The following is a 23,786-nucleotide window of genomic DNA, read 5'->3' on the forward strand; positions in this document are numbered from 1 at the left end:
GCGCGCCCGTTCGACCTCTGCTCGATCCCGTTCATCATCGGCCCTAGCCCGCTCGGCATCAGCCCGGGCTCGTTCGATGTCCCCCCTGCCCCGCTCGCGCTCCACGATCTCCTTGAGCGTTTCGATGTGGGCCTCTAAGGCCGCCACTGTGGTCCCCTCGGTGCCCTCCTCTACAGGGGGCATGACGGCCGCAATGATGGGAGGGCTGGTGGGGGCCTCGGTAGGGGACGGTAGAGCCTCCTCCATGTCCCTCTCATCGAGGTACTCCTTCGGCACCCCGATGCGCATGGTCCCGTCGTTGCCGGGCTTTCGCGACCACCCACGACGGCGCACAAGGTTTCGGGCGCTGTCGCCCGTTATGCCGAGGCGCTCGGCCAGCTCGGCATAGGTGAGCCAGAGCGTGTGGGCCGTCGTGGTGGCCTTCGTGTCCAACATCATGACGGCCATCGTAGGGGGGGGGCAATAGGGGCCATGATGGCCGGTATCGGGCACCCTACGAGAGGTTGGTTAAGAGGCTGTTAACGACTTTGGAAATTCTATCGCTGATCTGTGTCTCAGCCGTGAAAGCAATCGTAATAAAGGGCACATGAAACGTTTATTGACTGCCGTATCCATCGCCTTCGCCCTGACCTCCCCGGTTAGGGCAGGGGAGTACGCCGAGACAGCCGGCCAGCTCCTCGCCACCGTCTCCTACGTCCAGCAGCACTGCCCGCAGTACGGGGTGAACGTCGTCCACGTCCGGGACATCATGACCTCCGTCGGCGAGGACTTCATGACCTGGAAGGGGCGCCCGCCGATGGACGTGCTAGCGGCCGCCAACAATTTGACCGCGCGCTACGAGCAGGCAGGTTCGCCGTCCAACATCTGCGCCAAGATCTGGGACCAGTTCGGGGTCGGCGGGCAGACCTTCTCTGGCACGTTCTACCGGAAGTGAGGACTTGATAGACGAAAGCGACGTTGCCCGGCGTGATGGCGGTGCTGCTGATTTCCGAGCTCGGCGGCGGCTGCCTTCTCGTGCAGGAAGTGCAGGAGAACGCTACCTCGCACAACATCCCTAATCTCGATCTGGTCCGACGACGGTGGCATCACGTATCCCATTCGCATCCCGACGCGAGACGCCCTAAATTGAAGCTCAACAGGGGGTCAACATGACGACGTTGCAGCTCGAGGTGTTCGAGGCGTTCCGGTCGATCGACGTGCCGGAAGACAAAGCTGCCAAGGCCGCGGCCGCTCTCAGCGCATCGCTCGCCAGGGTCGAGGACACGGCTGACAAGGGCTTCTCGAAGCGCGACGCCGACATCGACGCGATCCGCAAGGACGTGGGCTCCATCATGCTCGACGTCGTCGCCATCAAGGGCGAGCAGGCAACCGTGCGCTGGATGCTGGGCTTCGTGCTCGCGGGCATCGTCACCCTGATCTTCAAGGCGTTCCTGCGTTGACCGTCACCGACGAGATCCGGCGCGAGTTCCGCATCCTGCGCTGGATGATGGCGGCCTCCATCGTCATGAACATGGTCATCCTGCTCAAGATGTAGGGGCGCAACATGAGCGGCGACCACGAGCGCATGGACCCGATCCAGCACATCATCGACCACAACGACGAGGTCGAGGAGCGGCTCGCCATCATCGAGGCCCACGACAGCGCGCTCCTGGCCTTCGCCACCAACTTCGAGCTGGTGAAGAAGCTCAGCAGCATCATCGGCTGGGAGAACGTGCCGGCCGAGGGCCGCCAGCTCATGCGGAACTACCTCGGCGCCCTGGTCGACGGGGCCGACGCCTTCATCGAGCACGTCTCGGCCACGGATGGACCGACGACGGAATTGACGACGTTGTTCCGCGAGATCAACGAGGCCCGGGACTGGCTGGCCGAGCGCATGGAGATTCATTGAGCGCAGACCCCAAGATCCTGCTGGGACTGCTCGACGCCACCATGGCGTTCGCCGAGTTCGTCCACGCGGGGCAGGCAGGTCGAGTGCTGCTCGGCGTGGCCGTGGCCGACAAGGGAGGCGCGACCTAAATCGCCTGCATGCGGATAGGGTTGCAGAAGGCGCCTGAAAATCGTAAAAACGCATCGTCGTAGAGGCGCATTTCATGATTATCGGAATTCTGTCTCAGAAGGGTGGCGTCGGCAAGTCGACGATCTCGATCAATCTCGCAGCCACGCTGGCGTCTCGCGGCAAGCGCGTGCTGCTGATCGATGCTGACCCGCAGGGGTCGGCGATGGCCTGGTCGAGCGCCCGCGAGGGAGACCCGCTGTTCCCGGTCATCGGCATGGCGAAGCCGACGCTGCACAAGGACCTGCCCGAGGTCGCCCGAGACTACGACCACGTCATCATCGACGGGGCGCCGCGCGTGAACGACCTCGGCCGGGCGGCCATCATCGCCTCCGACCTCGTCGTGATCCCCGTGCAGCCCTCGCCCTACGACGTGTGGGCCGCGGCCGAGACCGTGCAGCTCGTGCGAGAGGCCCAGCAGTTCAAGCCGAACCTGAAAGCCGTGTTTGTAATTAATCGTAAGATCGCAAATACGGCGATCGGTCGTGATGTAGTCGGCGCCTTAGGGCAGTTCGACGATGTGCCGGTGCTGGCGACGGCCCTGACACAGCGCGTCGTCTACGCCGAGAGCGCAGGGGCCGGGTTGTCGGTCGCCGAGGCCGCACCGGGGAGTGAGGGCGCGCGCGAGGTGGAGCGCCTTGCAGACGAGATCGTAGGAGTGGTGTCGTGAAGAAGTCGGGCGCGTTCAAACCTCTCGTGAAAGCCCCCAACCCGGCCGACTCGTGGGTGTCGTCACGCAGCGCTGACGCCGAGGTCGCTGCGCCTGGCCCGGTCGAGCCTGAGCCCGCACCTGCCGCTCCCGCCGAGACCATGAAGCGGTTCACCATCGACGTGCCGGCCAGCTTGCACACGCGGGTGAAGATCGGCTGCGCCCAGCGCGGGCTCAAGATGGCCGACGTGCTGCGCGAGATGCTCGAGCGCGAGTTCCCAGCGTAAAAGTGTATTCACGCTTCGTCGTATTTACGATTTTGTGCGGCGGAAAAAGGCCGGGCAGCGCGCCCGGCCTTAAACCACTGACCCTAGCTTGCTTACGCCGCCCACGCCTCTTCGACGTGGCCGTTCTGCTTGAGCAGCATGAGTTCGATCTCGATCGCAGGCAGGTCGTAGTTGGGGTCGGCGCGCCACGGGTCGATCTGCTTCAGGGCAGAGATCATTGCTCCATCATAGGCGATGCCGGGCGCCTTCTCATGCAGGCGCTCACACACGAGCAGGCGCAGCACTTTCTCGGCGTACCCACCCATAGGCTGAGCGTCGCTCTCCCAGCGAGAGACGGTCTCGACAGCGGTCTTACTGTCCATGCCGTCAGCGAGCTCAGCCAGCGTCATACGCAGGATCTTGCGCATCGCCTTTATCTCGTGGCCCCGCAGACGCTCGGGCATCAGGCAGCGCGCGATGGCCGCGGCAGCCATGAGTTCCTGGAGCTTCGGCAGCTCTACCGTGTCTTCCTCGTCGTTGGACATCACGGCGGCATGGCGTGCGATCACCTTGAGCCCGATGAGCGCAGTGGCATCGTACTCGCTGACGATCCTGTGAGTAGCAGCGGACGTACGGGCATCATCGATCACGCGCAGGTTCGCCAGATGCGAAACCGTCTTGTCGTCAGCGCGCTTCGTCATGGGTATCTCCCTGCCGATAAACCGGCAATTCTGCATGTAGGGACGAGCCCTAAAAGGTAGTTATGACCTTGATCGATGGAATGTCCTCGTCGACAGCACATGCGACGCCGCATGGCTTGCCGTCGAGATCGCGGCCGAGGACGCGCCACACGTCATCCTGCTTTCGCTCGATCAGGTCTACGTGACCATTCGTCAATGCATGCTGAATGTCAGCAATCACGCGCTGGTCGTTTCGCATCTCTTCCCGCGCATGGCGGGTCCAGATCCAATGACAGGAGGGGTTGGCGGCGACCGAGCGAACGACGCCGGTCTCAGTCTTGTAGTTCGCCTGGGCCATGCGCAGCCTCTCTTTCATCCATCACCATATCGGTGCGTTTGACATTTCGTCAATAGCGTCGTGGGATGGGGTGAGGCGACTCGGTCGTTTGACATCCTGACGCATGGCGGGCGTCATAGGAAGTCGCGCGGCTCCCGAGTCGCGCGCTGATGCGAGGACTTATGGCCGGATAGGACGCTGAAACGAGAGAGGCCCCACCCCCGGCAAGGGGTGAGGCCTCTGAAAACGGTAGGACCGCTTCGCTAATCAACAGCGCGAATGTGGGTCAGGCTCCTTCGGGAGTCAACGGGGGAACCGTCGTTTTCCCGACCGCCTTCGTTCGCCCCGAAAACGGCCCCGACGAGGGGCAGAGGATGTTTGTGGAAGAGTGTCGGCGCGCCGTGATGGCGTCGCCGCGGGCTGGGCTCGACGCCCTGGCGAAGGAGGTGTGGCGCGCGTTCGGCGCCGACGTGCTGTCGGCCGACGAAGCGTCGGAGCTGTGCGAAGCTATCGCCGCCAGAAGGGTGATTGCCGCCCCTGCGGCGGTCACCAGGCGCGTCGGGAGCCGGCCGCGCTCCAACACGAGCATGGAGCGCCGAAGGGCCTGGACGGCCTCGGGATGGATGCCGCCGGCCATCGCCGCGCGGTTCACGATGGGCGAGGCCGCGGCGCTAGGCGTGGTCCTGGCCCAGATTGCGCTCACCGGGCACTGCGAGCTGTCGCACGGCGCTGTCGGCGGCCGGGCAGGGGTCTCGGTGTCGACGGTCAAGCGCGCCCTCGGCGAGGCCCGCAGGCTCGGCCTCGTGGTGGTCGAGGAGCGCCGGGTGTCCTGGTGCAGGAACCTGCCCAACGTCGTCACAATCGTGTCGGCCGAGCTGCGCATGTGGGTCGCGACCCGGGGTCGGGGCCTGCGCGCTGCGAAGGGGATGGGGGGAGGGGTTCAGATCGGAACCGCCCCGAAGTCCATCTCTACATCTAGTCCTGTGCGACGAGCTGGTACGTTGACCGAGAGAGTCAGCCGGGGAGAAGGGTCAGCATGGCCCAAGTCCCGAAGCGCGACCCCATCGCACCACCCACGATCGCCCATCTCCGTAGCCAGGGGGTGAAGAGTGCGCGCATGTTCTGCGGCTCGAACTGGTGCGGTCACATGGTCGTGATCCCGTTCGACGACCTCGGCCTCTCCGACCTGACGCCCTTCCCGGACATCAGGAACCACCGGCGCTGGGTCTGTCAGCGCTGTGGCAGCCGAGAGGTGTCGGTGATGCCCGACTGGCGCGACCCGCAGGTGGTCCAGGCCGAGCGGCTGCGACAGGGGTCGTAGGGCCGGAAGTGGTGAGTGCGATTCTGAGCGGCGCGCGCGATGCGCCGAGGCGCCCGTGCACGTCATCGGCGACCCATGTAGAGGGGACCGCTCGCGGCCACCCCACCTTCCGCCTCCTGGGTGGCAACCGAATGGCAACCTCCGGCAATTCAGCGACTATCGTCGAATAGTCGTTTGACAGGTTGGCCGGCACGCGTTCGGCAGGTAGCCGCAGGTCAGGCGACTACATCATGCCCTCTCGCCGGGAACCACGAAGTGGTAAGTGCCTCGACCAGGCGCGGGACACATCCTGCATCCCCTACGCGGGGTCGTCGCCGTTCTAGGACTTCGATGTCACGAGGTGTTGCAACGGCGTGGCCCAACCGGAAGGCAAGTCGATGAGCGATCCGCAGGAACACCGCGTTCACTTTCATCGGTCCATGCACGAGGCACGGCTGCTCGACGCCCGAGCCGCCGTTCAGGCTGGGCTCTACATCAACGGGCTGGCGGTGACCGCCATGTTGGCCTTCCTCGGCAGTGCCGGCAGGGACGCTGCGTCGAGACACGCAGGCCACATGCCACACGCCTTTGTCTGGAGTCTGGCGGGGTTCGGGTTCGGTGTATTCTGCGCCGCCCTCGCGGCGACCTTCTCCTACATCGCAAACCACCAATATGCCGAGAACCAGAGCCCATTCTCGAAAACCGACGAGGAGCGATGGGGGCATCGTCGCACCGCAGTCACACTTCATTGGCTGGGATATGCGGCCTGCTTTCTTATGCTCGCTTCATTCGTATTCGGGGTTGGCGCCGCCGTGTTCGGGTTCGACAAGCTATAACACAGCCGTCCCGCGCATTAGGTCAGCCCTGGGGGCAGGGGTATAATTGGGACCAGACGGTGCGCGAGCCTGACACCCGGCGATCATCGCGAGCCCGCGCAGAACGCGGACTATAGAACGCGCAGGCCTCGACGAGTTCTCGACATTGGCCTGACCGTGCCCTGCTGTGGCGCGGAGCTGCTAACCAGGACGAGACTTGGGCCGCTTGGGGGTCTATGCCGCTTGCCTTGGCTCTTTTTGCACAGCAGCCTTCATTGTGTATGTCCGTCCACCGCGATGGACGGATCTGGCATTGCCAGACAAGCCCAAATCCTTTCTTATCTTTCCAACCGTGGTTGGTGAGCAATTTAATTCCCTGGCCAATCTACGATCAGATATGGACGGATCCTGCTTAAGCCTATTTCCGATCATTCTAGCTATGCTATCTACATGGGAATCATCAGATGCGGACAGATGAGATAGATCCTCAAGATCCTGGAGCAATGCCGCTGCAAGAGCTTGGTCTGCAATAAACGGAGCTTGGAAGCGCCTGAAGCGCTCTCGCAGCTCTGCCACGCTCCGAAGCGGCAGCTTTCGCTCAGCGAGCTCTCTGACGATGTCCAAGCGCACCAGGATGACAAGGTCGAGGGTATTGCCATGAGCTGCTCGCCCGCCCTCGCACAGCATCTGGGCGACATCCGCGTCCCGCAGAGCCCAGTAGTCGCATTCCTTTAAGGCCTCTGTGATGGATTCAGGTAAGCGGTAGGCTTTGCAGATCGCGTCCACCACCCGTTGAGGTGGAAGAGGAGCCGTCCTCGTCCATCCCCGCCATCCATCGAGAGATGATGTGCGTTCTGATGTGCCTGGGACAACAGTTCGCCACGCCGAGACGGCTGCAACCAATCGGCTCTCACATTCGCAACGTGCAAAGACACGGTCGGTGCTACCATAGCGCTTGACGATCGCAGTCTTCTTCGCCTTCCAAATCCGAACTTGCTCGGCTCGGCGGCGCTCGGCTTCTCTTCTCGCCGCTTCCTGTCGGCTCGGTTCTGTCCGACCGGGGGTATAAGTCGAGTTCGATCGCTTGCCATCCATAATAGAAATAGCTTCGTCGAAGGTAAGGCCACTCTTAATAGCAATTCGCTCGGCCAACATTCTGGCTGCTACTTTTTCGGGCTCGAACGGTGTCGAGCGCATCTTGGCGAGTATCTTCGCAAATCGTGGGTCTAAGGTCGTCATCGCTAACTCGGTGTTCGATATCAAATGCTTGGGTGCAGCGGCCTCGGCTAACCGGACAGCGCGATGGTCGCTCTCACGCCAATGGGTGGGCAGGTTGTGGAGGACCAGTCAGCTCGCTCCATCATGATGGAGACACGTTCAAGCATGACGAGGCTCACGACCGGAGACGTGTGTGGCGTAGGAGGCGATAAGAAGCTCGTGCGCGCCGATTTCAGTTTGGGGCTGTCTATGAGTCCCTCGAAAAAAGTTGCCGCCAGTGGCGCTCCTAGGCGGCTTTAAGCGGCTATCCGCACGTCGAACGCCGGCATGCTTGCCCGAGGTGCGAGGCGAGCGCTCTCCCTGGCCTTGGCGTCGATGTTGGCCGAGGTCCCACAGCGCTTCCCCAACACTGGAGCGACCTTCGCGCCAGTTACCTTGCACTCGCTCTCTCGCCGCACACGGTGGTGGAGGGCGTAGCGAGCCTGAGGGGTCATCTGCTTGAGCACGTAGGTGACGGCCTTGTTGACGTGCCTGCCATAGCGATCTGTTCCGAACTCGGCTGGCTTGACGCGAACCAAGTTGGGCGAGCCGGGGAGCCACTCCTCGAGGGTGGCCTGAAGGAGGGCGCGCTCCACAGGAGGAACGTGGAGGACAAGGTGTAGGTGCTCCCGGCCTGCCCCCTCGTAGTTCTCGCGAACCCAGATGCAGGAGTACCCGAACCCTTGTCGTGTGCACCAGATCCGGAGGTGATTGAGGAGGCCGCTGACCCAGTGACCCACATCGACTGGTGGGTGAAGGAGGCAGTTAGGGTGGATGCTGACACCTGTGTTGAGGGGCTTACCGATCTTCGAGGCGAAGTGTGCCGCCTCTATGAGATCTCTCGCTTGTGAAGGAGTGAGTGCCTTGCTTGGCTTACGCTGGTTCATGACTGTGAATGTGTTCGGTCTCTAACTGTAAGTGCATGTGGATCCCTAGGGCGTCTATTCCGAGGTAGCAGTCAGAGATAACTGACTCAGAACATTGCGTTTTCGTTGGGCAAAAACGCGAAGGAGAGGTCCTTTCGCGTGTTTGGGGTTTGGTCCGTAATCGAGTGGTTTGCGAGACACGGTGCGTGTTCGAAGCGTACACGATCTACCGTGGCTGGTGGGCAGTGCGACCCGCATATTCTAATGCCTGGAGTTATTATTGTGACCGCTGTCAACTGTCGATGTGCTGGCTGCACTTTCAAGACGCCGCATGATCCAGCTGTTCAGCGAAAGCTTCTGTTGTTTTGCGATATCCGTGATACGTCGCTTGAGAGAATCCGGAATGCGTAAAGATATCTGAGTGAAACGTTCTCCTGCTTCCGGTTGTGGGCCGAAAAAGCGTTCGACAGTTTCTGCATCCGCATTTTCTATTAGCCATGATTTGGCCTCTTCAGGCGTCATTGGTACTATGTCATCTCTCCATAAGTTGAAACTATCTAGTCCACCAAAATTTCTAAAGTATACACCGTGCATGTTTTGATAAAGAACATCGAACTTATCAGGATCTTCATCAGAGAATGTGAATGACCATACTCTAGTAGCGGTATGTGTGTTGTATGTCTTTCCGTCTATAATTCTCTTGGCCATCGTGAGCTCCATCCGTCCATTAATGGATGGATACGGCAGGTGATATCACGCGTCAAGCGGAAATGAACTCATGTGATAAAATCACCTGATTGCAAGTGATCGGCGAGCTCGCCGTTGACAGTGCCGATATGTCGATTATTCTCGACTTATGGATAATACGAACGTCATAGTGGCTCTCGCCGCTCTCGCCCAGGTCACTCGACTCGATGTGTTTCGGCTGCTGGTCAGGCACGAACCAGAAGGGCTGCCGGCGGGTGAACTCGCCCGTGAACTGGCGACCCCCCACAACACGATGTCGTCGCATCTGGCGATCCTGTCGCGAGCCGGCCTCGTCAGCGGCGAGCGGCACAGCCGATCAATCATCTACCGGGCCAACCTCGACTGCCTGCGCGAGGTCATGACGTACCTCGTGAAGGACTGCTGCGGCGGCCGGGCCGAGCTCTGCGCACCGCTGATCGCCGACCTTGCCTGTTGCACGCCTTCGAACCGAGGAGCCTTGGCATGACCGCCTCGGTCGACATCGTCATCTATCACAACCCCGACTGCGGCACCTCGCGGAACACGCTCGCGCTGATCCGCAACGCGGGGGTGGAGCCGCACATCATCGAGTACATCAAGACGCCGCCGTCACGACCCCTGCTCGAGCAGCTCGTCGCCCGCATGGGCATCGGCGTGCGGGATCTGCTGCGGGAGAAGGGGACGCCCTACGCCGAACTCGGCCTCGACGATCCCTCGCTCAATGATCAGGCGCTGCTCGACGCCATGATGGAGCACCCCATCCTGATCAACCGGCCAATCGTCGTCTCGCCGCAGGGGGTGAAGCTGTGCCGGCCGTCGGAGGCTGTGCTCGACCTCCTGCCTGCCCAACACGGCGCTTTCGCCAAGGAAGACGGTGAGCGCGTAGTCGACGAGGCTGGGCGCCCCGTCGCGAAGGCCTGACCCACCCCTTCGACCTTCCAAACTCCTCGAGCCCTCGAAGCGACCCACCCAGGCGCGTTCGTCGCGACCCTGGCTTTGATGGCTTCCCCCCCGTGGCGCGACCCGCCACGAGCGACGCCCCTCGCCCGCTTCATCCTGGATGCCCATGCTCTCGATCTTGATCTTCGTCGTGACGCTGGTGCTCATCATCTGGCAGCCCAGGGGCCTTGGCATCGGCTGGAGCGCGCTCGGGGGCGCCGCGGTCGCGCTTCTCACCGGGGTGATCCACCCCGCGGACATCCCCGTCGTCTGGCACATCGTCTGGGACGCCACCTTCACCTTCGTGGCGCTGATCATCATTTCGCTTCTGCTCGACGAGGCAGGTTTCTTCCACTGGGCGGCACTCCACGTCGCGCGGTGGGGCGGTGGGCGCGGTGGGCGGCTGTTCCCCCTCGTGATCCTTCTGGGGGCCGCCATCGCGGCCGTCTTCGCCAACGACGGCGCGGCCCTGCTGCTGACGCCCATCGTGCTGGCCATCCTGGTGCGGCTCGACTTCAAGCCGACGGCGGCGATTGCCTTCATCATCGCCTGCGGGTTCGTGGCCGACTCGACCTCGCTGCCGCTGGTGATCTCGAACCTCGTCAACATCGTCAGCGCCAACTTCTTCGACGTCAGTTTCGGGCGCTACGCGGCCGTCATGGTCCCGGTCGATCTCGTGTCGCTTGCGGCCACCCTCGCGGTCCTGGGCTGGTACTTCCGCGGGGACCTGCCCTCGTCCTACGACGTCGCGCAGCTCGAACGGCCCACGGAAGCGATCCGCGACCCGCTTGTGTTCAAGGCCGCGTTCCCGCTCCTCGGCGTGCTGCTCATCGCCTACTTCGTCACTGCGCCGTTCTCGGTCCCGGTGTCGGTCGTGACCTGCGCGGGCGCAGCCGTGCTGCTGGCCCTGGCCCGGCGGGGCGGCACCATCGCGATCCGCAAGGTGCTGACCGGCGCCCCCTGGCAGATCGTGATCTTCAGCCTCGGCATGTACCTCGTCGTCTACGGGCTCAAGAACGCTGGTCTGACGGACTACCTCGCACAAGGCCTCGCCTGGCTGGCGCAGCGGAACGCCTGGGTGGCGACGGTCGGGACCGGCTTCGCGGCCGCCATCCTGTCGTCGGTCATGAACAACATGCCGAGCGTCCTGGTCGGCGCGCTCTCGATCCAGCAGACGCCGGATCTGTCACCGGTCACGCGGGACCTCATGGTCTACGCCAACATCATCGGCTGCGACCTCGGCCCCAAGTTCACCCCGATCGGCAGCCTTGCGACGCTGCTGTGGCTCCATGTGCTCGGCACCAAGGGCCAGACCATCACCTGGGGCCAGTACATGAAGGTCGGGCTGGTCATCACCCCGCCTGTCCTGCTGATCACGCTGCTGGCCCTCGCTGCGTGGCTCCCTGTCTTGGGCGCGCACTGAGTCGCCGCACCGTCCCGTACCATGAGCCGCCCGATGTCCCGGATCCTCGACCTACCCGACCCCGACCACCTGCCAGCCCTCGACCCGCGCTACGCGATCAACCGCCCTGCAGTGGATCTCGGGCCGGGGCAGCCACCGCGCATCCTCCTGCTCTACGGCTCGCTTCGGGACATGTCCTACTCCCAGCGCTCGGTCGAGGAGGCGGCCCGCCTGCTGCGCTTCTTCGGGGCCGAGCCGCGGATCTTCGATCCCTCCGACCTGCCGTTTCCCGACCAGGTGAAGGGTGACGACCACCCAGCCGTCCATGAACTGCGGGAACTCTCGCTCTGGTCCGAGGGGCAGGTCTGGTGCAGCCCCGAGCGACACGGCCAGATCACCGGGCTGATGAAGGCCCAGATCGACCACCTGCCGCTCAGCATCGGCAGCGTCCGGCCGACCCAGGGGCGTACGCTGGCCGTCATGCAGGTGTCGGGCGGGTCCCAGTCGTTCAACGCGGTGAACACGCTGCGCCTGCTGGGCCGCTGGATGCGCATGTTCACGATCCCGAACCAGTCGTCGGTCGCCAAAGCGTACGAGGAATTCGAGGGCGGACGCATGAAGCCTTCGCCCTACTACGACCGGATCGTCGACGTGATGGAGGAACTGGTGCGCTTCACGGTGCTGCTGCGCCCCCATATCGACCAGCTCACGGACCGCTACTCCGAGCGGAAAGAGGACGCAGCCAAGCTCGAGGCTCGCATGTCGCTAGACAAAATCCGATGACGGTCGGGGTCACGGCAGCGGCGGTTCCGATCCGCCGCTGGCCGGTGATCACCGCCCTCGGAGTCACGCAGATCCTGGCCTGGGGCGGCAGCTACTACCTTCCCGCCGTGCTCGCCGGGCCCGTGTTCGCCGACACCGGTTGGTCGCCGACCTGGGTCGTGGGCGGGCTGTCAGTAGGCCTGCTCGCGGCCGCGGCGGCGTCACCTGCGGTCGGGCGGGTGATCGCCCAACGAGGGGGGCGGCCTGTGCTGGCTGCCAGCGCCGTTCTCCTCGCAATGGGTCAGTGCGGCCTCGCCCTCGCGCCATCGTTGCCATTGTTCGTGGCAGCCTGGGTCGTGGTCGGCCTCGGCATGGCGGCGGGCCTCTACGACCCCGCCTTCGCGACCCTCGGCCGCCTTTATGGCGCCGGTGGCCGCTCGGCCATCACGACCCTGACGTTGTTCGGTGGCTTCGCCAGCACGATCTGCTGGCCCTTATCGGCCTTCCTCGTAACGACCCTCGGATGGCGTGGCGCGTGCCTGTCCTACGCCGGCATCCAGCTCGCGGTCTCCCTTCCGATCTACGTGCTGGGGCTCCCGCGCGAACCCGCCGGCACCGTCGCGCCCACCCCATCGGCCCCGGCAGGAGCCCCTGCCTCGCCTTCGAGTGAGCCGGCACCCATGCTGCTGCCCCTGTTGGCCACCGCCGTCACGACGGCGTCTTTCGTCTCGACGGTACTATCCGTTCACCTCCTCGGGATCCTCGAAAGGAGTGGGCTCGCCCTTGGGGCCGCCGTCGCCCTCGGCGCCCTGGTCGGTCCGTCACAGGTCGGGGCCCGCGCGATCGAGTTGGCGCTGTCGCAGCGGCACCATCCGATCTGGACCAAGCTCGCCGCGTCGTTGTTGATCGTGCTCGGACTGGTGGCGATGTTGGCCGGTGGACCCTGGCTGACAGCGGCCCTGGTCCTCTACGGGGCTGGGATCGGCCTCGAAAGCATCGCGAGGGGGACACTGCCGCTCGCCCTGGTGGGGCCTCGCCGCTATCCCGTCGTGATGGGCCGGATCGCCCTACCGAACTTGATGGTGCAGGCGGCATCCCCGCTGGTTGGGTCGATGCTGCTGGGCGCCGTAGGAGCGAACGGGACCATCACCATACTTGTCGGCGTCGCTGGCCTCAATGTACTACTTTCAGTAGCTTTGTTCACAATTTTGCGAGTTGCAGAGTGGTAAGTGCCCTCTCGCCGGTCAGGACACATCCTGCACCCGGATGCGAGCTTCGGGACCGCCCTAGGACTTCGTATCTCCTATCTTCTGCCTGATGCGCCGATCACTTTGACTAATAAAAGCGTTTCTAATCACATTTCCATAGTAAATCCAATCTAATTTCGTCAATAGATAGCTATAAGTATTTTGCGCTCAGTACTAATTGAGTGCGGATCGGAGAAATTATGGCAGACATATTCGAGCATAGAGGACTATCTTCCATAGCAATGCTTCTACACGTCAAAATCGATGAAAGTAGTAAGACCCAGCGCGAAATTGCAAAAGAGATTGGATATGAGAACCCAAATGTATTAAGTATGATGAAGCACGGCGATGCTAAAGTCCCTTTCGAAAAGGTTCCTGCTCTTGCCAAAGCACTGAATGTAGATCCAGGCCACCTGATGCGCTTAGCCATCGAGCAGTACTGGCCCGGCCTGCTCGACGTCATCAAGCGTATCTTCGGCAACATCGTGTCCGAGAACGAGATGGCACTCGTCACTGCGTTGAGGAAGGCGTTCCATGAAACCGACCCGACCCTCACCCCTGCGCAACTCGAGGCTGTTATAGCACTGCTCAAGGGTTTCACCCCCGGCTCCAGCGGCTAGCTAACAGAGCACCACGATCACGTTCTACGGCGCGCTAAAGCGCCGTAGAACACCCGCTTCGAAGGGCTGCTTAGCTCGCAGACGTTTCTCCCTAGCGGCTCGTGGGGTGGGGGCCGGTCCGACCACACGCCTCGGCCGCCGAATGAGGGTAGCGGAACGCGATGTCGACCGGCTTGTTCGCATGTTGGTTCCAGGCTCTATTTCGACGATCGGGCCCTGAGTGCCCTTGGGAGGGAGTGATGCACCATCGATGGGCGGCCCTGCTGCTGCTCGCGCTCGTGGCGATACCGTCCCTGGCACAAGCCGACGATGACGAGATCAAGCTCGGCACGGTCATGGGGTACCCGAACGAGGCGGCAGCATCCGCGGCATGTCCGGACGGCGTGGTATGGGCCGACCGTAAGAGCGGGTTCTACTATCCGAGGTTCGCGCCGGAGTATGGCGTCACGCCGAATGGCGTGTTCACCTGCTACAAGCAGGCGAAGTCGGCGGACTACTGGGGCTTGGGGACCTCGGACAGCCTCGCCAGCCGTCGCGGTCGCGTGTTCCCCTTCACCAACGACGAGATCTGCACCTGGTACCAGGACAAGGCCGGCAACTGGAAGTGCGGGTCGGTCGGGAGCTAGTCGGCCTGCGTCGGGAAGTCCGACTTCTCGACGCGCCTCGCACTTGCTCCTCATCTCGCTAGAGGGGCTAGGCGCGTGGCATGACCTCATCCACCTACGCCCTCCTCGTCATCCCCGTCTTCGCGGCGATCCTCGGCGCCATCGCCGCAGTATACGCCCGGCCGACCCCGGCCGTCGTCAGCGGGGTCCAGCACCTAGCCGCCGGTGTCGTCTTCGCCGCCGCAGCGGCGGAGGTCCTACCCGACCTGATGCACTACAAGGCACCCATCGCCACGCTCGTCGGCGGTGTGATCGGCGTCGGCGTGATGCTTGGCATCATGCAGGCGGAAAGGCGCTGGGAGGGGCCCATCGGCATGGCCGCCACCACCGCGGTCGACCTCCTCGTCGACGGTCTGATCCTGGGGCTTGGCTTCATCGCGGGTGCCAAGGCCGGCGTCCTGCTCACGGTCGCGCTGACGCTCGAGGTCCTGTTCCTCGGCCTCACCGTGGCCGACGCCTTCGGGGGTGCGCGGGCCCGGCTCAGGTCGGTTGTCGCGACCGCTCTGCTGGTGATGGCACTGCCGCTCGGGGCCGTGCTCGCGTCCCCGATCAGCCACTTACCCGATCCGGTGGTCGCCGGCTTCCTAGCCTTCGGGCTCGTCGCGCTCCTCTACCTGGTCACGGAGGAGTTGCTGGTCGAGGCGCACGAGCGCCCTGACCGCCCGTGGGTCACTGCTTTGTTCTTCGTCGGGTTCCTGGCGGTGCTGCTGCTCGACCAAGCGATCGGCTGACTGCGCTGGTCAGCGTAGGCCCGGACGCTTGGCCACCGCCGCGGGCGGGCCCGTCATCACGACCTCCCGGGGACCAGCCTCCAGGGCTTCCGGACGGCTGACGTCGGGGAACCTGCCTGCGAACACGGGGTTCTGCCCGCCATCCTGGTAGACGAGCTGGATCGGCTTCGTGCCCTGGGCGACAAGAGCCGCGACGTCCGATAGGTCCCTAGTCTCTCTCCCGACCACCTGTGGCTCGACCGAGCGGTCCTCCTCGAGCGGAGGGCAGGCCGCCGTCGCGTCGAGCTTGTCGCCCGGCTTCGGCGAGGCGAAGACATAGTGCTTGCCGCAGACCCCGACGGGGACCTCGCGGCGCGTCACCTCGAAGTGGTCGGCCCCGTGCTTGAGTTCGCGCCAGAACGCCATGTTGGGGTCGAGGCGGTGCCTTGCGAGGTTCTCGGCCGTCATCCGGAACGGGAAGCTCTGCACCTGGATGGCGTGTTGCCCGGCTGCGAGGGCCTCGCGGACGGTGGCGTAGATCTCCTGGATCTGGGGGTCCGTCATGGAGAAGCAGCCCGCGGACGAGCAGATCCCGTGGACCATGATCGCGTTGCCGGTGCGGCCCCAGGCGCGGTCGTAGGCGTTGGGGAAGCCGATCCCGAAGGACAGGTAGTAGGCCGAGTTGGGGTTCATCGAGCCCTGGGTGACGGTGTAGAACCCTTCCGGGGTCTGCCGGTCGCCCTCGCGAACCTTCGGACCGAGTTGCCCCGACCACCTGCACATCGGGTAGGTCTTGAGCAGGACGAAGCGGCCGTCCGCCGCCTGCTTCCAGACCTCCAGCTCGGCCTCCTTCTTGTAGGCGCGGATCAGGACTGGGGCGGCCTTGGTGGTGTGCTTGGCATCCATGAGCGCGAGAGTGTCGGCGCCGAGGGGCGCGAGGGCGCGGTAGGACTTGATGTCGGCCTCCTGGACCGCGCAGCCGGCCAGCAGGCCCGAGACGGCCACCGCGGCGATGCCACGCCTTACGCTCACCATCCAAGCTGTGGTCATCTCAGAGCCTCGGAGGTAGCGCTTCACGATCGTGCAGTCGTCCCGCAGTAGGGGGAGCACGTTAATCCAGACTTAACTGCGTCGGACTCGGGCACGTCGAGGAGCCGGGTCAATGCGCGTCGCTGACGCACTGACCATGATCGGCCAGCACCTGGATCACGCGACAGTCGCCCACTCGTCCGTGTGCGCATTCGTCGATCATGCGTTGGACCTCGGCTTGGAGGGCCGTCAGGCGCGCAAGCTTGCTCTCGATCTCCCGAAGGTGGACCCGGGCGATCACGTCGGCCTCGGCGCAGGACCGATCCGGTTGGTCAGCGAGGCCCAGCAGCTGGCGGATCGCGTCGACCTCGAACCCGAGCTCCCGGGCGTGACGGATGAACCTCAGGCGGTCGACGTCTTGCGTCGAGTACGTCCGGCGGTTGGCCTCGGTGCGAGCGGCCTGTGGCATCAGCCCCGCCTGTTCGTAGTAGCGGATCGTCGGGACCTTCACGCCGGTCCGCTCGGACAAGGCACCGATCGGCAGGTCTCGCATGGTCAATTCTCTCTTATATCCTCTAGTCGCTATAGCACGATGATGGACATCGACAAGAACCAAGCTGCGGCGAGTTATCGCTTGATCCTCTAGCGGCTAGAGAATGTAGCGTCTCCCCCAAAGAGGAGACGGCGCGCATGGCGCATCAGCACGACGCCCACGACCATGGGCACGATCACGATCACGGGCACAGCCACGGGATGGGGCACGTCCATGCCCCGGCGAACTTCGGCAAGGCCTTCGCGATCGGCGTGGCTCTGAACGCGGGCTTCGTGGTTCTCGAGGTCGTGTTCGGCCTGCTGGGGCACTCGGTGGCGCTGCTGGCCGACGCCGGCCACAACTTATCTGACGCGCTCGGCCTCGGCGTCGCCTGGGCCGCCGTGATCCTGGCGAAGCGCAGGCCGACCAAGCGGTTCACCTACGGCCTCGGTGGGACCTCCATCCTGGCCGCCCTCTTCAACGCGGTGTTCCTGCTCGTAGTCACGGGTGGCCTGACCTGGGAGGCGATCCAGCGGTTCTACGAGCCCGAGGTCGTCGCCGGTAAGACCGTGATGCTCGTCGCGGCCTGCGGCATCGTCCTCAACGGCCTCTGCGCGTGGCTGTTCTCGTCGGGGCGGAAGGGCGACCTGAACGTGCGGGGCGCCTTCATGCACATGGCGGCCGACGCGCTCGTCTCGCTCGGGGTCGTCGTCGGTGGCCTGATCATCCTCCTGACGGGCTGGCATTGGGTCGACCCTGTCATGACCCTCGTCATCAACGGCGTAATCGTGTGGGGGACTTGGAGCCTGCTCACCGGGTCCGTGACGATGGCCCTGAACGCCGTGCCGGCGGGCATCGACTTGGCCGAGGTGCGTGCGCTGCTCCTCCGGTCCCCAGGCGTCACGGGCGTGCACGACCTTCACGTCTGGTCGCTGAGCACGACGGAGACCGCGCTGACCTGCCACCTCGTCATGCCGGGCGGCCACCCCGGCGACGGGGCCCTGCACGATATCGCTCACGAACTCGACGAGCACTTCGGCATCGGCCACGTCACCCTTCAGCCCGAGCTGAGGGAGCCGTCGGCCGACCATCTGGCCGGCGTGCACCAACTCCAGGGAGCATGACCATGTCGAACGTCCAGAGACGCTACCGCGTGGAGGGCATGGACTGCGCGTCCTGCGCCTCGAAGATCACCACCGCCGTGCGCCGGGTACCTGGCGTCGAGGACGTGTCGGTCTCCGTCTCGGCGGGAACGATGACGGTCGACTACGTCGGCGACGCGGACAACGGCGCCGTGATGCGACAGGTCAACGGTCTCGGGGGCTATCGCGCGTCCCCCCTGCGGGGGAAGTCGCCGAGCGCCGACCGCCCCGCCGCTGACGGTGGGAGCCACGATCATGAACACGCCCATGATCACGCCCACGCCCACCACGATCATGGCGACGACGGTGTCTACGCCCCGGGCGGGGCGCACGATCACGACGACGATGGGCCGAGCGACCTGCCGTGGTGGCGAAGCCGGAAGGCGTCCCTGACGCTGGCGAGCGGCTTGGCCCTCGTCGCGGCGTTTGTGGTGGCGAAGGTCATGCCGGGGACCGCCCCCTACGCCTTCCCGATCGCCATGCTGGTGGGCCTCCTGCCGGTCGCTCGTCGCGCCATCCTCGCGGCCCGCTTCGGCACGCCCTTCTCGATCGAGATGCTGATGACCATCGCGGCCGTCGGCGCCGTCATCATCGGAGCCGGCGAGGAGGGGGCCGCGGTCGTGTTCCTTTTTCTGGTCGGTGAGATGCTGGAGGGCGTCGCGGCCAGCAGGGCTCGGGCGAGTATCCGGGGGCTCACCGCGCTCGTGCCTAAGACCGCACGGGTCGAGAGCGGGGGCGAGGTTCGCGAGATGTTGGCCGACCGCCTCCGGATCGGGGACACGCTGCTGGTCAGGCCCGGCGACCGCATCGCTGCGGACGGCGAGGTCATCGACGGCGAGAGCGCCATCGACGAGGCGCCGGTGACGGGGGAGAGCGTCCCGAAGCGCAAGGGCAAGGGCGCCTCCGTCTTTGCCGGCACGATCAACGCTGACGGCGTGCTGCGCGTGCGCGTCACCGCGGCGGCGGAGGACAACACCATCGCCCGCGTGGTGCGTCTGGTCGAGGAGGCTCAGGAGAGCAAGGCGCCGACCGAACGGTTCATCGACCGGTTCTCGCGCTACTACACGCCGGCCGTCGTCGCAGTCGCCGCGCTGGTCGCCGTCGTGCCCCCACTGCTGTTCACGCAGGACTGGGGCACCTGGGTCTACCGAGGCCTCGCGATCCTGCTCATCGGCTGTCCCTGCGCCCTGGTGATCTCAACCCCGGCGGCGATTGCGGCCGGGCTGTCGGCCGGAGCCCGGCGCGGTCTGCTGCTCAAGGGAGGCGCGGTACTCGAGGCGCTCGGCTCGATCAAGACCATGGCGCTCGACAAGACCGGGACCCTGACCGAGGGCCGGCCGGTGGTGACCGACGTGGTCGCCATGGGTCGGCGTGAGCGCGACCTGCTCTCGCTTGCCGCGGCGCTCGAGACTGGGTCGAGCCACCCGCTCGCGCTCGCGATCCTGGCACGCGCCAAGGCGGACGGCGTGCCCGTCCCGCCCGCGGCCGATGCCGCGTCGGTGGCCGGTGAGGGCGTCGTCGGCCGCGTGGGTGGGTTGGAGGTGTTCCTCGGGTCCCCCGCCGCCGCCGCAAGGCGGGCGACCTTCGGGGGTGAGGAGCAGGACCTCGTCCAGCGCTTCAACGCGGCGGGCAAGTCGGTGGCCGTGCTGGTGGCGGACGGCGAGGTCGGAGGGCTCATAGCCATGCGCGACGAGCCGCGGGCCGATGCCAAGGCCGGGCTGAAGGCGCTCCAGGCGGCCGGCATCGAGACGGTCATGCTGACCGGTGACAATCGTCGAACGGCCGAGGCGATCGGCGCGAGCCTGGGGATCACCGTTCGGGCGGAGCTTCTGCCCGAGGACAAGCAGCGGATCGTCCGCGAGATGCAGGCCGGGGGCCGCAAGGTCGCCAAGGTGGGCGACGGCATCAACGACGCGCCGGCCCTCGCGGCGGCCGACGTCGGCATCGCGATGGGCGGTGGGACCGACGTGGCGCTGGAAACCGCCGACGCCGCCGTGCTGCACGGGCGGGTGATGGACCTGGCCCGCATGGTCGAGCTGTCGCGTGCCACGATGGGCAACATCCGTCAGAACGTCATCATCGCCCTGGGCCTCAAGGTCGTGTTCCTGGTCACGACCGTGATGGGGGTCACGGGGCTCTGGCCGGCCATCCTCGCCGACACGGGCGCGACCGTCCTGGTCACCGCGAACGCCATGCGCCTGCTGTCGTTTCGGGGGCGATGAAAGGGCCCTCGTCCTGCTTGCTCCTCTAGTCACTAGAGGAAGTAGTGAGATCGTGAGTGCAACATGGAAGGGTGAAGGATGAGCGACGCGGCCGAGGCACGACGTGACGGGATGCACTGCCCCGTTTGTCAGGCGGACCTGTTGATGAGCGAGCGGCTGGGCGTCGAGATCGACTACTGCCCCAAGTGCCGCGGCGTGTGGCTCGACAGAGGCGAACTCGACAAGATCATCGCCATGAGCGAGCGCCAGACGGCTCCTGCGGCCCAACCCATCCCCCCGTCTTCACCCCCGTCCTCGCCGGGATTCTTGCCACCTCCGCCACAGGCCGGGGCTTGGGCTTCCCCACCGGTGACGGGAGGGTACCCCGTCTACCCTGCGAGGGATGACCACTACGGCGAGCGCTACGACAGCCACGGTGGGAGCCACCATGGGGGAGGTCACGGGGGGGGACACGGCAGCGGTCATGGTGGCGGTCACGACCAGGGCGGTCTGCTGTCGCGCATCTTCCGTTAGGTCGATCAGAAGCACCCGACCGCACGGGGGATGCGGTCGCAACCGATCTCGGAGAACTGTCTATGACGGACCTACCCGATGCCACGGCCTTCGAGGACGCGGTGTACGTGGGCCTGGCGGTCGGGCTCCTGTTCGCGTCGGCGGCCGGCGTCGCGGCGATGCGTGTCCGCGCCCGCCGGCGGTATCGATTTTGGCTCCTGTCGCGCAACCGGGGTCTCTTCGTCGCGTGCGTGTTGGCTGCGTCCTTCGGCACGTGCGCTCTTATGCTCAGGTCGATCCACTACGTCAGCGCCCACGTGAGTGCCCGCTCCCTGATGTTGCTGACGCCGATCCTTCTCGTATCGGCTGCACTCCTGGTCCTCTCCGTCGACGGATGGCGGTCCCGCCGATCCAACGTTCAGGCGGCGAGGAGGCGACCGAGGATCGGCTGATTCACTTATCATGCGGAAAAGAGGGCTGCGCGGACGCAGCCCTCTCCGCACGTTATTCGGATTTTCAAGCGATCACGGCTTCGGCGGCGCGCTCTTGTCGCGATGGCCTTGGGGATCCAGATCGCCCGGCTGGTGGCCGGGATGATCATGGTGCTGGCCCGGGACCTCCTTCACGCTCTTGTCGCGATGCCCATGAGGGTCGAGGTCACCTGGGGTGTGACCCGGATGGTCGTGATGCTCGCCGGGCACTTCCTTCACGCTCTTGTCGCGATGTCCATGCTGGTCGAGATCACCGGGCTTATGGCCAGGGTGATCGTGATGAGCACCAGCCTTCTCTTCTGCCATGTCGTCTTTCCTCCGTCTCAGATGAGTGTCGCGTTGGGGCGCCACCCTTGACTCGACGGGCCATCCGACTTCGGTCAGCTGGAACCCCTCGAGCACCATCACTATGGATGCTCTAGCGGCTAGAGGATCAAGGGGAAAAGCATGCATTCAGGCGCTTGGGCGAAGGATCGCCAAGCTGTGTCCGTCTGGGAAGACCTCGCCAAGACGGCGTGTCGGAACAATGCGAGGGAAGCGCACCCGGGCACGACACAGAGGCAAGAGGCCGAGCGCCGTTCGTTCATTTAAGGCTTGCCCTTGTTGAACGTTCAGGTCGAAGCGCCCTCGCCTCGACAGATACGCTCATTTGAAGTTATCCTTGAAATTTTGAACGCTCCTGCTATAAGGTCCTAGAGGCTAATTGAACGAGGTTGGGCAATGATCGTCGGGTACGCCAGGACCAGCACCACGGAGCAGGTCGCCGGGTTCGAGGCGCAAGAGCGTGATCTCAAGGCCATCGGCGCCGAGCGCATCTTCTCCGAGCAGGTCTCCAGCGTCACGGCCCGTCCACAGCTCGAGGCCGCACTCGACTTCGTGCGCCATGGCGACACACTGACCGTGACGAAGCTTGACCGCCTGGCGCGCTCAGTGGCGAACCTTATGGACATCGTCGCCCGGCTCGAGGCCAAGGGCGTGGCGCTCCAGATCCTGAACCTCGGTCTCGACACCGCAACCCCGAGCGGCAGGCTGATGCTCACCGTCATGGGCGGGGTCGCTGAATTCGAGCGCTCCATGATGTTGGAGCGCCAGCGCGAGGGCATCGCGAAGGCCAAAGCCGAGGGCGCCTACAAGGGCCGCAAGCCCACAGTGCGGGCCAAGGCCGACGAGGTCCGTGCCCTCAAGGCCGCCGGCAAATCCATGCGTGAGATCGCCCAGCTCCTAGAGATCTCGGTTGGGTCGGTCCATGGCGTGCTCAAGGCCGCAGCCTGAATGCAGGCGCTGATCGACTATCAGCAGCCACACCCACCAGAGCTGGGCATGGTCGCTATCGGGCGATCAGCCGGTGCTCCGCGTCAGCCCCCGGCGCATCTCCTTGAGCCTTTTAGGGGTCGGCATGATGTAGGCCGCATCGCCGGTGTTCGGCAGAGGATCAACGCCCATACGCTCCTGAATGTAGTCGATCCAGCCCTCGGATAGGCCGTAGACGCAGTTCGCCGCACGACGGACGGTCTGCTCGTTCAGGAAGTGGACGAACTTCGCTGCCGGGTGCGCCCTCAACCGGGTCTCCATTTCGACCGAGTTGACGGCATAGAAGACGCGCTTCGGGCCAACTGGCAGGAGGAGATGACACCCCGCGCTCGTCAGCGTTCCATACCAATGCACGGGCATGTCGGATGTCAGTAACGCTGGAATAAAGGGGGGCATCGTGATCACCCCCCACCGCATATGTACGATGTGATTGCCTATTTTTGGGCTACATATCGAGTCGACCATCATCTTCATCGATCGTCGCTGCCATGCGTCTGCATCCGTCTCCCAATCGGATCGCATGGCGTCGACGAACTGCTTCGGATCGTGAGGGCGGCGCTCACGCCGCCAGCGACGTTGATCGGCTTTGCTGATCTCAAGGGTCACGCCCTGGAACATCTGGCGTATTTGCTCGATGCGATGGGGCTGTCGGTGGACTAGGGAAAGCACAAACTGGGCCCAGGCCACCCGTTCGGCCCCGGTGAACGCGATCACCCCGGCCTCTATTTTATCGAGCGCCAACGACGCCCTGGTGTCCACGGGCTTGAAGAACTGCTCCTCCAGCATGGAAGCATGGTCAGGGGACAATCCTTGTAGGGCATAGCCGAGCCTGAGATAGCCCGTCTCAGTCGGGTACTTCCTCTTCGGCTTGACCACCCCTTGGAACTGCTTGCGGAACTCGACCAGCTTCCGATCGCGGCTCGCCCAGCGCTTGAGGTAGAACTCTGGAATAAAGTGGTGCTTCTTTGCAATCTCGGTCTGGAGCATGCAACCAGGATCTACCTTCCCGCCGGGAAACGCTACCCCGTCAGCCGGCGCCACCAGGCCCGAGGCTCCGGGCTCTTTTTCATAGCGTCGACCATCGCCCGCAGCTCAGCAAGGTCGCGCTCGACCTTCGCGTCATGCTCGGCGCCGGCGTCGGCCGCCTTGAGAGTATCGACCTGCATCCGGTTGACCCGGGCCGCCAGCTCATCGGCGCGCGCCCGTTCGACCTCTGCTCGATCCCGTTCATCATCGGCCCTAGCCCGCTCGGCATCAGCCCGGGCTCGTTCGA

At 64.5% G+C, this 23,786-nt stretch carries 32 protein-coding genes and 1 pseudogene; 21 read left to right on the forward strand and 12 right to left on the reverse strand.

Going from position 1 to position 23,786, the window contains the following annotated elements; translation table 11 throughout:
- Positions 1–438: hypothetical protein (locus D3273_RS28905; RefSeq protein ID WP_207210890.1), on the reverse strand; the 438-nt coding region annotated here is incomplete at its 3' end.
- 148 nt (positions 439–586) lie between these two features.
- On the opposite strand from D3273_RS28905, the gene D3273_RS24240 reads away from it, so the two are divergent.
- The 6 genes from D3273_RS24240 to D3273_RS24260 all read left to right on the forward strand — a co-directional run bounded on the left by D3273_RS24240 (position 587) and on the right by D3273_RS24260 (position 2,989).
- Positions 587–934, forward strand: coding sequence for a hypothetical protein (locus tag D3273_RS24240; RefSeq protein ID WP_129229544.1), 348 nt, complete (start codon positions 587–589; stop codon positions 932–934).
- Between the two features lie 214 nt (positions 935–1,148).
- A complete protein-coding gene (locus tag D3273_RS24245; protein ID WP_129229545.1) occupies positions 1,149–1,439 on the forward strand; it encodes a hypothetical protein in 291 nt (96 codons plus the stop codon).
- 104 nt (positions 1,440–1,543) lie between these two features.
- Positions 1,544–1,888 carry a hypothetical protein gene (locus D3273_RS24250; protein WP_129229546.1) on the forward strand — a complete coding sequence of 115 codons (345 nt, stop codon included), beginning with the start codon at positions 1,544–1,546 and terminating at the stop codon, positions 1,886–1,888.
- A complete protein-coding gene (locus D3273_RS29740) occupies positions 1,885–2,016 on the forward strand; it encodes a hypothetical protein (protein ID WP_281011399.1) in 132 nt (43 codons plus the stop codon). The genes D3273_RS24250 and D3273_RS29740 overlap by 4 nt, the downstream gene beginning before the upstream one ends.
- A 74-nt stretch (positions 2,017–2,090) precedes the next feature.
- Complete coding sequence (parA, locus tag D3273_RS24255; RefSeq protein WP_129229547.1) at positions 2,091–2,723, forward strand: ParA family partition ATPase; 633 nt, start codon at positions 2,091–2,093, stop codon at positions 2,721–2,723.
- Entirely contained in the window at positions 2,720–2,989 is a 270-nt protein-coding gene (locus D3273_RS24260) for a hypothetical protein (RefSeq protein WP_129229548.1), read from the forward strand. The genes parA and D3273_RS24260 overlap by 4 nt, the downstream gene beginning before the upstream one ends.
- 92 nt (positions 2,990–3,081) lie before the next feature.
- Here D3273_RS24260 and D3273_RS24265 read toward each other — a convergent pair whose 3' ends face one another.
- The 3 genes from D3273_RS24265 to D3273_RS24275 all read right to left on the reverse strand — a co-directional run bounded on the left by D3273_RS24265 (position 3,082) and on the right by D3273_RS24275 (position 4,754).
- A complete protein-coding gene (locus tag D3273_RS24265) occupies positions 3,082–3,669 on the reverse strand; it encodes a helix-turn-helix domain-containing protein (protein ID WP_207210891.1) in 588 nt (195 codons plus the stop codon).
- A 49-nt stretch (positions 3,670–3,718) separates the two neighbouring features.
- Positions 3,719–4,006 carry a DUF4258 domain-containing protein gene (locus tag D3273_RS24270; RefSeq protein ID WP_165359659.1) on the reverse strand — a complete coding sequence of 96 codons (288 nt, stop codon included), beginning with the start codon at positions 4,004–4,006 and terminating at the stop codon, positions 3,719–3,721.
- Between the two features lie 265 nt (positions 4,007–4,271).
- Positions 4,272–4,754, reverse strand: coding sequence for a hypothetical protein (locus D3273_RS24275; protein ID WP_129229550.1), 483 nt, complete (start codon positions 4,752–4,754; stop codon positions 4,272–4,274).
- Between the two features lie 267 nt (positions 4,755–5,021).
- Here D3273_RS24275 and D3273_RS24280 point away from each other — a divergent pair, with 267 nt between their 5' ends.
- Together D3273_RS24280 and D3273_RS24285 are read left to right on the forward strand one after the other, a co-directional pair.
- On the forward strand, positions 5,022–5,306 hold the full coding sequence (locus D3273_RS24280) for a hypothetical protein (RefSeq protein WP_129229551.1): 285 nt from the start codon (positions 5,022–5,024) through the stop codon (positions 5,304–5,306).
- A 377-nt stretch (positions 5,307–5,683) separates the two neighbouring features.
- On the forward strand, positions 5,684–6,121 hold the full coding sequence (locus tag D3273_RS24285) for a hypothetical protein (protein WP_129229552.1): 438 nt from the start codon (positions 5,684–5,686) through the stop codon (positions 6,119–6,121).
- A gap of 213 nt (positions 6,122–6,334) precedes the next feature.
- Here the strand turns inward: D3273_RS24285 and D3273_RS24290 are convergent, their stop codons facing one another.
- From D3273_RS24290 to D3273_RS24300, 3 genes are all read right to left on the reverse strand, one after another.
- Positions 6,335–7,339 carry a hypothetical protein gene (locus tag D3273_RS24290; RefSeq protein WP_129229553.1) on the reverse strand — a complete coding sequence of 335 codons (1,005 nt, stop codon included), beginning with the start codon at positions 7,337–7,339 and terminating at the stop codon, positions 6,335–6,337.
- A gap of 275 nt (positions 7,340–7,614) precedes the next feature.
- Positions 7,615–8,244 carry a hypothetical protein gene (locus D3273_RS24295; protein WP_129229554.1) on the reverse strand — a complete coding sequence of 210 codons (630 nt, stop codon included), beginning with the start codon at positions 8,242–8,244 and terminating at the stop codon, positions 7,615–7,617.
- 240 nt (positions 8,245–8,484) lie between these two features.
- Positions 8,485–8,931, reverse strand: a complete 447-nt coding sequence (locus D3273_RS24300) for a toxin-antitoxin system HicB family antitoxin (RefSeq protein ID WP_165359660.1) — start codon at positions 8,929–8,931, stop codon at positions 8,485–8,487.
- 148 nt (positions 8,932–9,079) lie between these two features.
- On the opposite strand from D3273_RS24300, the gene D3273_RS24305 reads away from it, so the two are divergent.
- The 8 genes from D3273_RS24305 (at position 9,080) to D3273_RS24340 (ending at position 15,315) form a co-directional block, all read left to right on the forward strand.
- Complete coding sequence (locus D3273_RS24305; protein WP_129229556.1) at positions 9,080–9,436, forward strand: ArsR/SmtB family transcription factor; 357 nt, start codon at positions 9,080–9,082, stop codon at positions 9,434–9,436.
- Positions 9,433–9,870 (forward strand): arsenate reductase (glutaredoxin), encoded by a 438-nt coding sequence (arsC, locus tag D3273_RS24310; protein WP_129229557.1) that lies wholly within the window; start codon positions 9,433–9,435, stop codon positions 9,868–9,870. The genes D3273_RS24305 and arsC overlap by 4 nt, the downstream gene beginning before the upstream one ends.
- A 145-nt stretch (positions 9,871–10,015) precedes the next feature.
- Complete coding sequence (locus D3273_RS24315) at positions 10,016–11,311, forward strand: arsenic transporter (RefSeq protein ID WP_129229558.1); 1,296 nt, start codon at positions 10,016–10,018, stop codon at positions 11,309–11,311.
- Positions 11,312–11,344: 33 nt separating this feature from the next.
- A complete protein-coding gene (gene arsH / locus D3273_RS24320; RefSeq protein WP_129229559.1) occupies positions 11,345–12,073 on the forward strand; it encodes an arsenical resistance protein ArsH in 729 nt (242 codons plus the stop codon).
- On the forward strand, positions 12,070–13,281 hold the full coding sequence (locus D3273_RS24325; protein WP_129229560.1) for an MFS transporter: 1,212 nt from the start codon (positions 12,070–12,072) through the stop codon (positions 13,279–13,281). Before arsH ends, D3273_RS24325 begins: the two co-directional genes overlap by 4 nt.
- Before the next feature lie 218 nt (positions 13,282–13,499).
- Positions 13,500–13,919 carry a helix-turn-helix domain-containing protein gene (locus D3273_RS24330; RefSeq protein ID WP_129229561.1) on the forward strand — a complete coding sequence of 140 codons (420 nt, stop codon included), beginning with the start codon at positions 13,500–13,502 and terminating at the stop codon, positions 13,917–13,919.
- Between the two features lie 239 nt (positions 13,920–14,158).
- A complete protein-coding gene (locus D3273_RS24335) occupies positions 14,159–14,545 on the forward strand; it encodes a hypothetical protein (RefSeq protein WP_129229562.1) in 387 nt (128 codons plus the stop codon).
- An 80-nt stretch (positions 14,546–14,625) separates the two neighbouring features.
- Positions 14,626–15,315: a ZIP family metal transporter gene (locus tag D3273_RS24340; RefSeq protein WP_129229563.1), complete on the forward strand. Its 690-nt coding sequence runs from the start codon at positions 14,626–14,628 to the stop codon at positions 15,313–15,315.
- A 9-nt stretch (positions 15,316–15,324) separates the two neighbouring features.
- On the opposite strand, the gene D3273_RS24345 is transcribed toward D3273_RS24340, so the two are convergent.
- Together D3273_RS24345 and D3273_RS24350 are read right to left on the reverse strand one after the other, a co-directional pair.
- Positions 15,325–16,344: a L,D-transpeptidase family protein gene (locus tag D3273_RS24345; RefSeq protein ID WP_245501370.1), complete on the reverse strand. Its 1,020-nt coding sequence runs from the start codon at positions 16,342–16,344 to the stop codon at positions 15,325–15,327.
- Positions 16,345–16,453: 109 nt separating this feature from the next.
- Positions 16,454–16,876, reverse strand: coding sequence for a MerR family transcriptional regulator (locus tag D3273_RS24350; RefSeq protein ID WP_129229564.1), 423 nt, complete (start codon positions 16,874–16,876; stop codon positions 16,454–16,456).
- A gap of 137 nt (positions 16,877–17,013) precedes the next feature.
- On the opposite strand from D3273_RS24350, the gene D3273_RS24355 reads away from it, so the two are divergent.
- The 4 genes from D3273_RS24355 (at position 17,014) to D3273_RS24370 (ending at position 21,163) form a co-directional block, all read left to right on the forward strand.
- Positions 17,014–17,979 carry a cation diffusion facilitator family transporter gene (locus tag D3273_RS24355; RefSeq protein WP_129229565.1) on the forward strand — a complete coding sequence of 322 codons (966 nt, stop codon included), beginning with the start codon at positions 17,014–17,016 and terminating at the stop codon, positions 17,977–17,979.
- Positions 17,976–20,219 carry a heavy metal translocating P-type ATPase gene (locus D3273_RS24360; RefSeq protein WP_129229566.1) on the forward strand — a complete coding sequence of 748 codons (2,244 nt, stop codon included), beginning with the start codon at positions 17,976–17,978 and terminating at the stop codon, positions 20,217–20,219. Before D3273_RS24355 ends, D3273_RS24360 begins: the two co-directional genes overlap by 4 nt.
- Before the next feature lie 111 nt (positions 20,220–20,330).
- Positions 20,331–20,732 (forward strand): TFIIB-type zinc ribbon-containing protein, encoded by a 402-nt coding sequence (locus D3273_RS24365; RefSeq protein ID WP_129229573.1) that lies wholly within the window; start codon positions 20,331–20,333, stop codon positions 20,730–20,732.
- 62 nt (positions 20,733–20,794) lie between these two features.
- The gene (locus tag D3273_RS24370; RefSeq protein ID WP_129229567.1) at positions 20,795–21,163 is read left to right on the forward strand and encodes a hypothetical protein; all 369 of its coding nucleotides are present in this window, start codon (positions 20,795–20,797) and stop codon (positions 21,161–21,163) included.
- A 72-nt stretch (positions 21,164–21,235) separates the two neighbouring features.
- Here D3273_RS24370 and D3273_RS28465 read toward each other — a convergent pair whose 3' ends face one another.
- Positions 21,236–21,508 carry a hypothetical protein gene (locus D3273_RS28465; protein WP_165359661.1) on the reverse strand — a complete coding sequence of 91 codons (273 nt, stop codon included), beginning with the start codon at positions 21,506–21,508 and terminating at the stop codon, positions 21,236–21,238.
- A gap of 414 nt (positions 21,509–21,922) precedes the next feature.
- Between D3273_RS28465 and D3273_RS24380 the strand changes: the two genes are divergently transcribed.
- On the forward strand, positions 21,923–22,474 hold the full coding sequence (locus tag D3273_RS24380; RefSeq protein WP_129229569.1) for a recombinase family protein: 552 nt from the start codon (positions 21,923–21,925) through the stop codon (positions 22,472–22,474).
- 66 nt (positions 22,475–22,540) lie between these two features.
- On the opposite strand, the gene D3273_RS24385 is transcribed toward D3273_RS24380, so the two are convergent.
- Positions 22,541–23,500, reverse strand: coding sequence for a DUF4238 domain-containing protein (locus tag D3273_RS24385; RefSeq protein WP_129229570.1), 960 nt, complete (start codon positions 23,498–23,500; stop codon positions 22,541–22,543).
- Between the two features lie 32 nt (positions 23,501–23,532).
- Positions 23,533–23,786, reverse strand: a pseudogene (locus tag D3273_RS28910) (hypothetical protein); the annotation flags it as partial.

The organism is Lichenibacterium minor (assembly GCF_004137685.1).
Taxonomy (GTDB): Bacteria; Pseudomonadota; Alphaproteobacteria; order Rhizobiales; family Beijerinckiaceae; genus Lichenihabitans; species Lichenihabitans minor.

What these genes read in the sequence shown, in the direction of transcription:
- parA (WP_129229547.1), top strand. Translation starts at nt 2,091, where the DNA reads ATGATTATCGGAATTCTGTCTCAGAAGGGTGGCGTCGGCAAGTCGACG.
- D3273_RS24385 (WP_129229570.1), bottom strand. Translation starts at nt 23,500, where the DNA reads ATGCTCCAGACCGAGATTGCAAAGAAGCACCACTTTATTCCAGAGTTC.
- arsC (WP_129229557.1), top strand. Translation starts at nt 9,433, where the DNA reads ATGACCGCCTCGGTCGACATCGTCATCTATCACAACCCCGACTGCGGC.
- D3273_RS24300 (WP_165359660.1), bottom strand. Translation starts at nt 8,931, where the DNA reads ATGGCCAAGAGAATTATAGACGGAAAGACATACAACACACATACCGCT.
- D3273_RS24340 (WP_129229563.1), top strand. Translation starts at nt 14,626, where the DNA reads ATGACCTCATCCACCTACGCCCTCCTCGTCATCCCCGTCTTCGCGGCG.
- D3273_RS24350 (WP_129229564.1), bottom strand. Translation starts at nt 16,876, where the DNA reads ATGCGAGACCTGCCGATCGGTGCCTTGTCCGAGCGGACCGGCGTGAAG.
- D3273_RS24325 (WP_129229560.1), top strand. Translation starts at nt 12,070, where the DNA reads ATGACGGTCGGGGTCACGGCAGCGGCGGTTCCGATCCGCCGCTGGCCG.
- D3273_RS24265 (WP_207210891.1), bottom strand. Translation starts at nt 3,669, where the DNA reads ATGACGAAGCGCGCTGACGACAAGACGGTTTCGCATCTGGCGAACCTG.
- D3273_RS24290 (WP_129229553.1), bottom strand. Translation starts at nt 7,339, where the DNA reads ATGACGACCTTAGACCCACGATTTGCGAAGATACTCGCCAAGATGCGC.
- D3273_RS24250 (WP_129229546.1), top strand. Translation starts at nt 1,544, where the DNA reads ATGAGCGGCGACCACGAGCGCATGGACCCGATCCAGCACATCATCGAC.
- D3273_RS24305 (WP_129229556.1), top strand. Translation starts at nt 9,080, where the DNA reads ATGGATAATACGAACGTCATAGTGGCTCTCGCCGCTCTCGCCCAGGTC.
- D3273_RS24345 (WP_245501370.1), bottom strand. Translation starts at nt 16,344, where the DNA reads ATGACCACAGCTTGGATGGTGAGCGTAAGGCGTGGCATCGCCGCGGTG.
- D3273_RS24330 (WP_129229561.1), top strand. Translation starts at nt 13,500, where the DNA reads ATGGCAGACATATTCGAGCATAGAGGACTATCTTCCATAGCAATGCTT.
- D3273_RS24295 (WP_129229554.1), bottom strand. Translation starts at nt 8,244, where the DNA reads ATGAACCAGCGTAAGCCAAGCAAGGCACTCACTCCTTCACAAGCGAGA.
- arsH (WP_129229559.1), top strand. Translation starts at nt 11,345, where the DNA reads ATGTCCCGGATCCTCGACCTACCCGACCCCGACCACCTGCCAGCCCTC.
- D3273_RS24335 (WP_129229562.1), top strand. Translation starts at nt 14,159, where the DNA reads ATGCACCATCGATGGGCGGCCCTGCTGCTGCTCGCGCTCGTGGCGATA.
- D3273_RS24270 (WP_165359659.1), bottom strand. Translation starts at nt 4,006, where the DNA reads ATGGCCCAGGCGAACTACAAGACTGAGACCGGCGTCGTTCGCTCGGTC.
- D3273_RS24315 (WP_129229558.1), top strand. Translation starts at nt 10,016, where the DNA reads ATGCTCTCGATCTTGATCTTCGTCGTGACGCTGGTGCTCATCATCTGG.
- D3273_RS24280 (WP_129229551.1), top strand. Translation starts at nt 5,022, where the DNA reads ATGGCCCAAGTCCCGAAGCGCGACCCCATCGCACCACCCACGATCGCC.
- D3273_RS24370 (WP_129229567.1), top strand. Translation starts at nt 20,795, where the DNA reads ATGACGGACCTACCCGATGCCACGGCCTTCGAGGACGCGGTGTACGTG.
- D3273_RS24380 (WP_129229569.1), top strand. Translation starts at nt 21,923, where the DNA reads ATGATCGTCGGGTACGCCAGGACCAGCACCACGGAGCAGGTCGCCGGG.
- D3273_RS24355 (WP_129229565.1), top strand. Translation starts at nt 17,014, where the DNA reads ATGGCGCATCAGCACGACGCCCACGACCATGGGCACGATCACGATCAC.
- D3273_RS24285 (WP_129229552.1), top strand. Translation starts at nt 5,684, where the DNA reads ATGAGCGATCCGCAGGAACACCGCGTTCACTTTCATCGGTCCATGCAC.
- D3273_RS24245 (WP_129229545.1), top strand. Translation starts at nt 1,149, where the DNA reads ATGACGACGTTGCAGCTCGAGGTGTTCGAGGCGTTCCGGTCGATCGAC.
- D3273_RS24360 (WP_129229566.1), top strand. Translation starts at nt 17,976, where the DNA reads ATGACCATGTCGAACGTCCAGAGACGCTACCGCGTGGAGGGCATGGAC.
- D3273_RS24365 (WP_129229573.1), top strand. Translation starts at nt 20,331, where the DNA reads ATGCACTGCCCCGTTTGTCAGGCGGACCTGTTGATGAGCGAGCGGCTG.
- D3273_RS28465 (WP_165359661.1), bottom strand. Translation starts at nt 21,508, where the DNA reads ATGGCAGAAGAGAAGGCTGGTGCTCATCACGATCACCCTGGCCATAAG.
- D3273_RS24240 (WP_129229544.1), top strand. Translation starts at nt 587, where the DNA reads ATGAAACGTTTATTGACTGCCGTATCCATCGCCTTCGCCCTGACCTCC.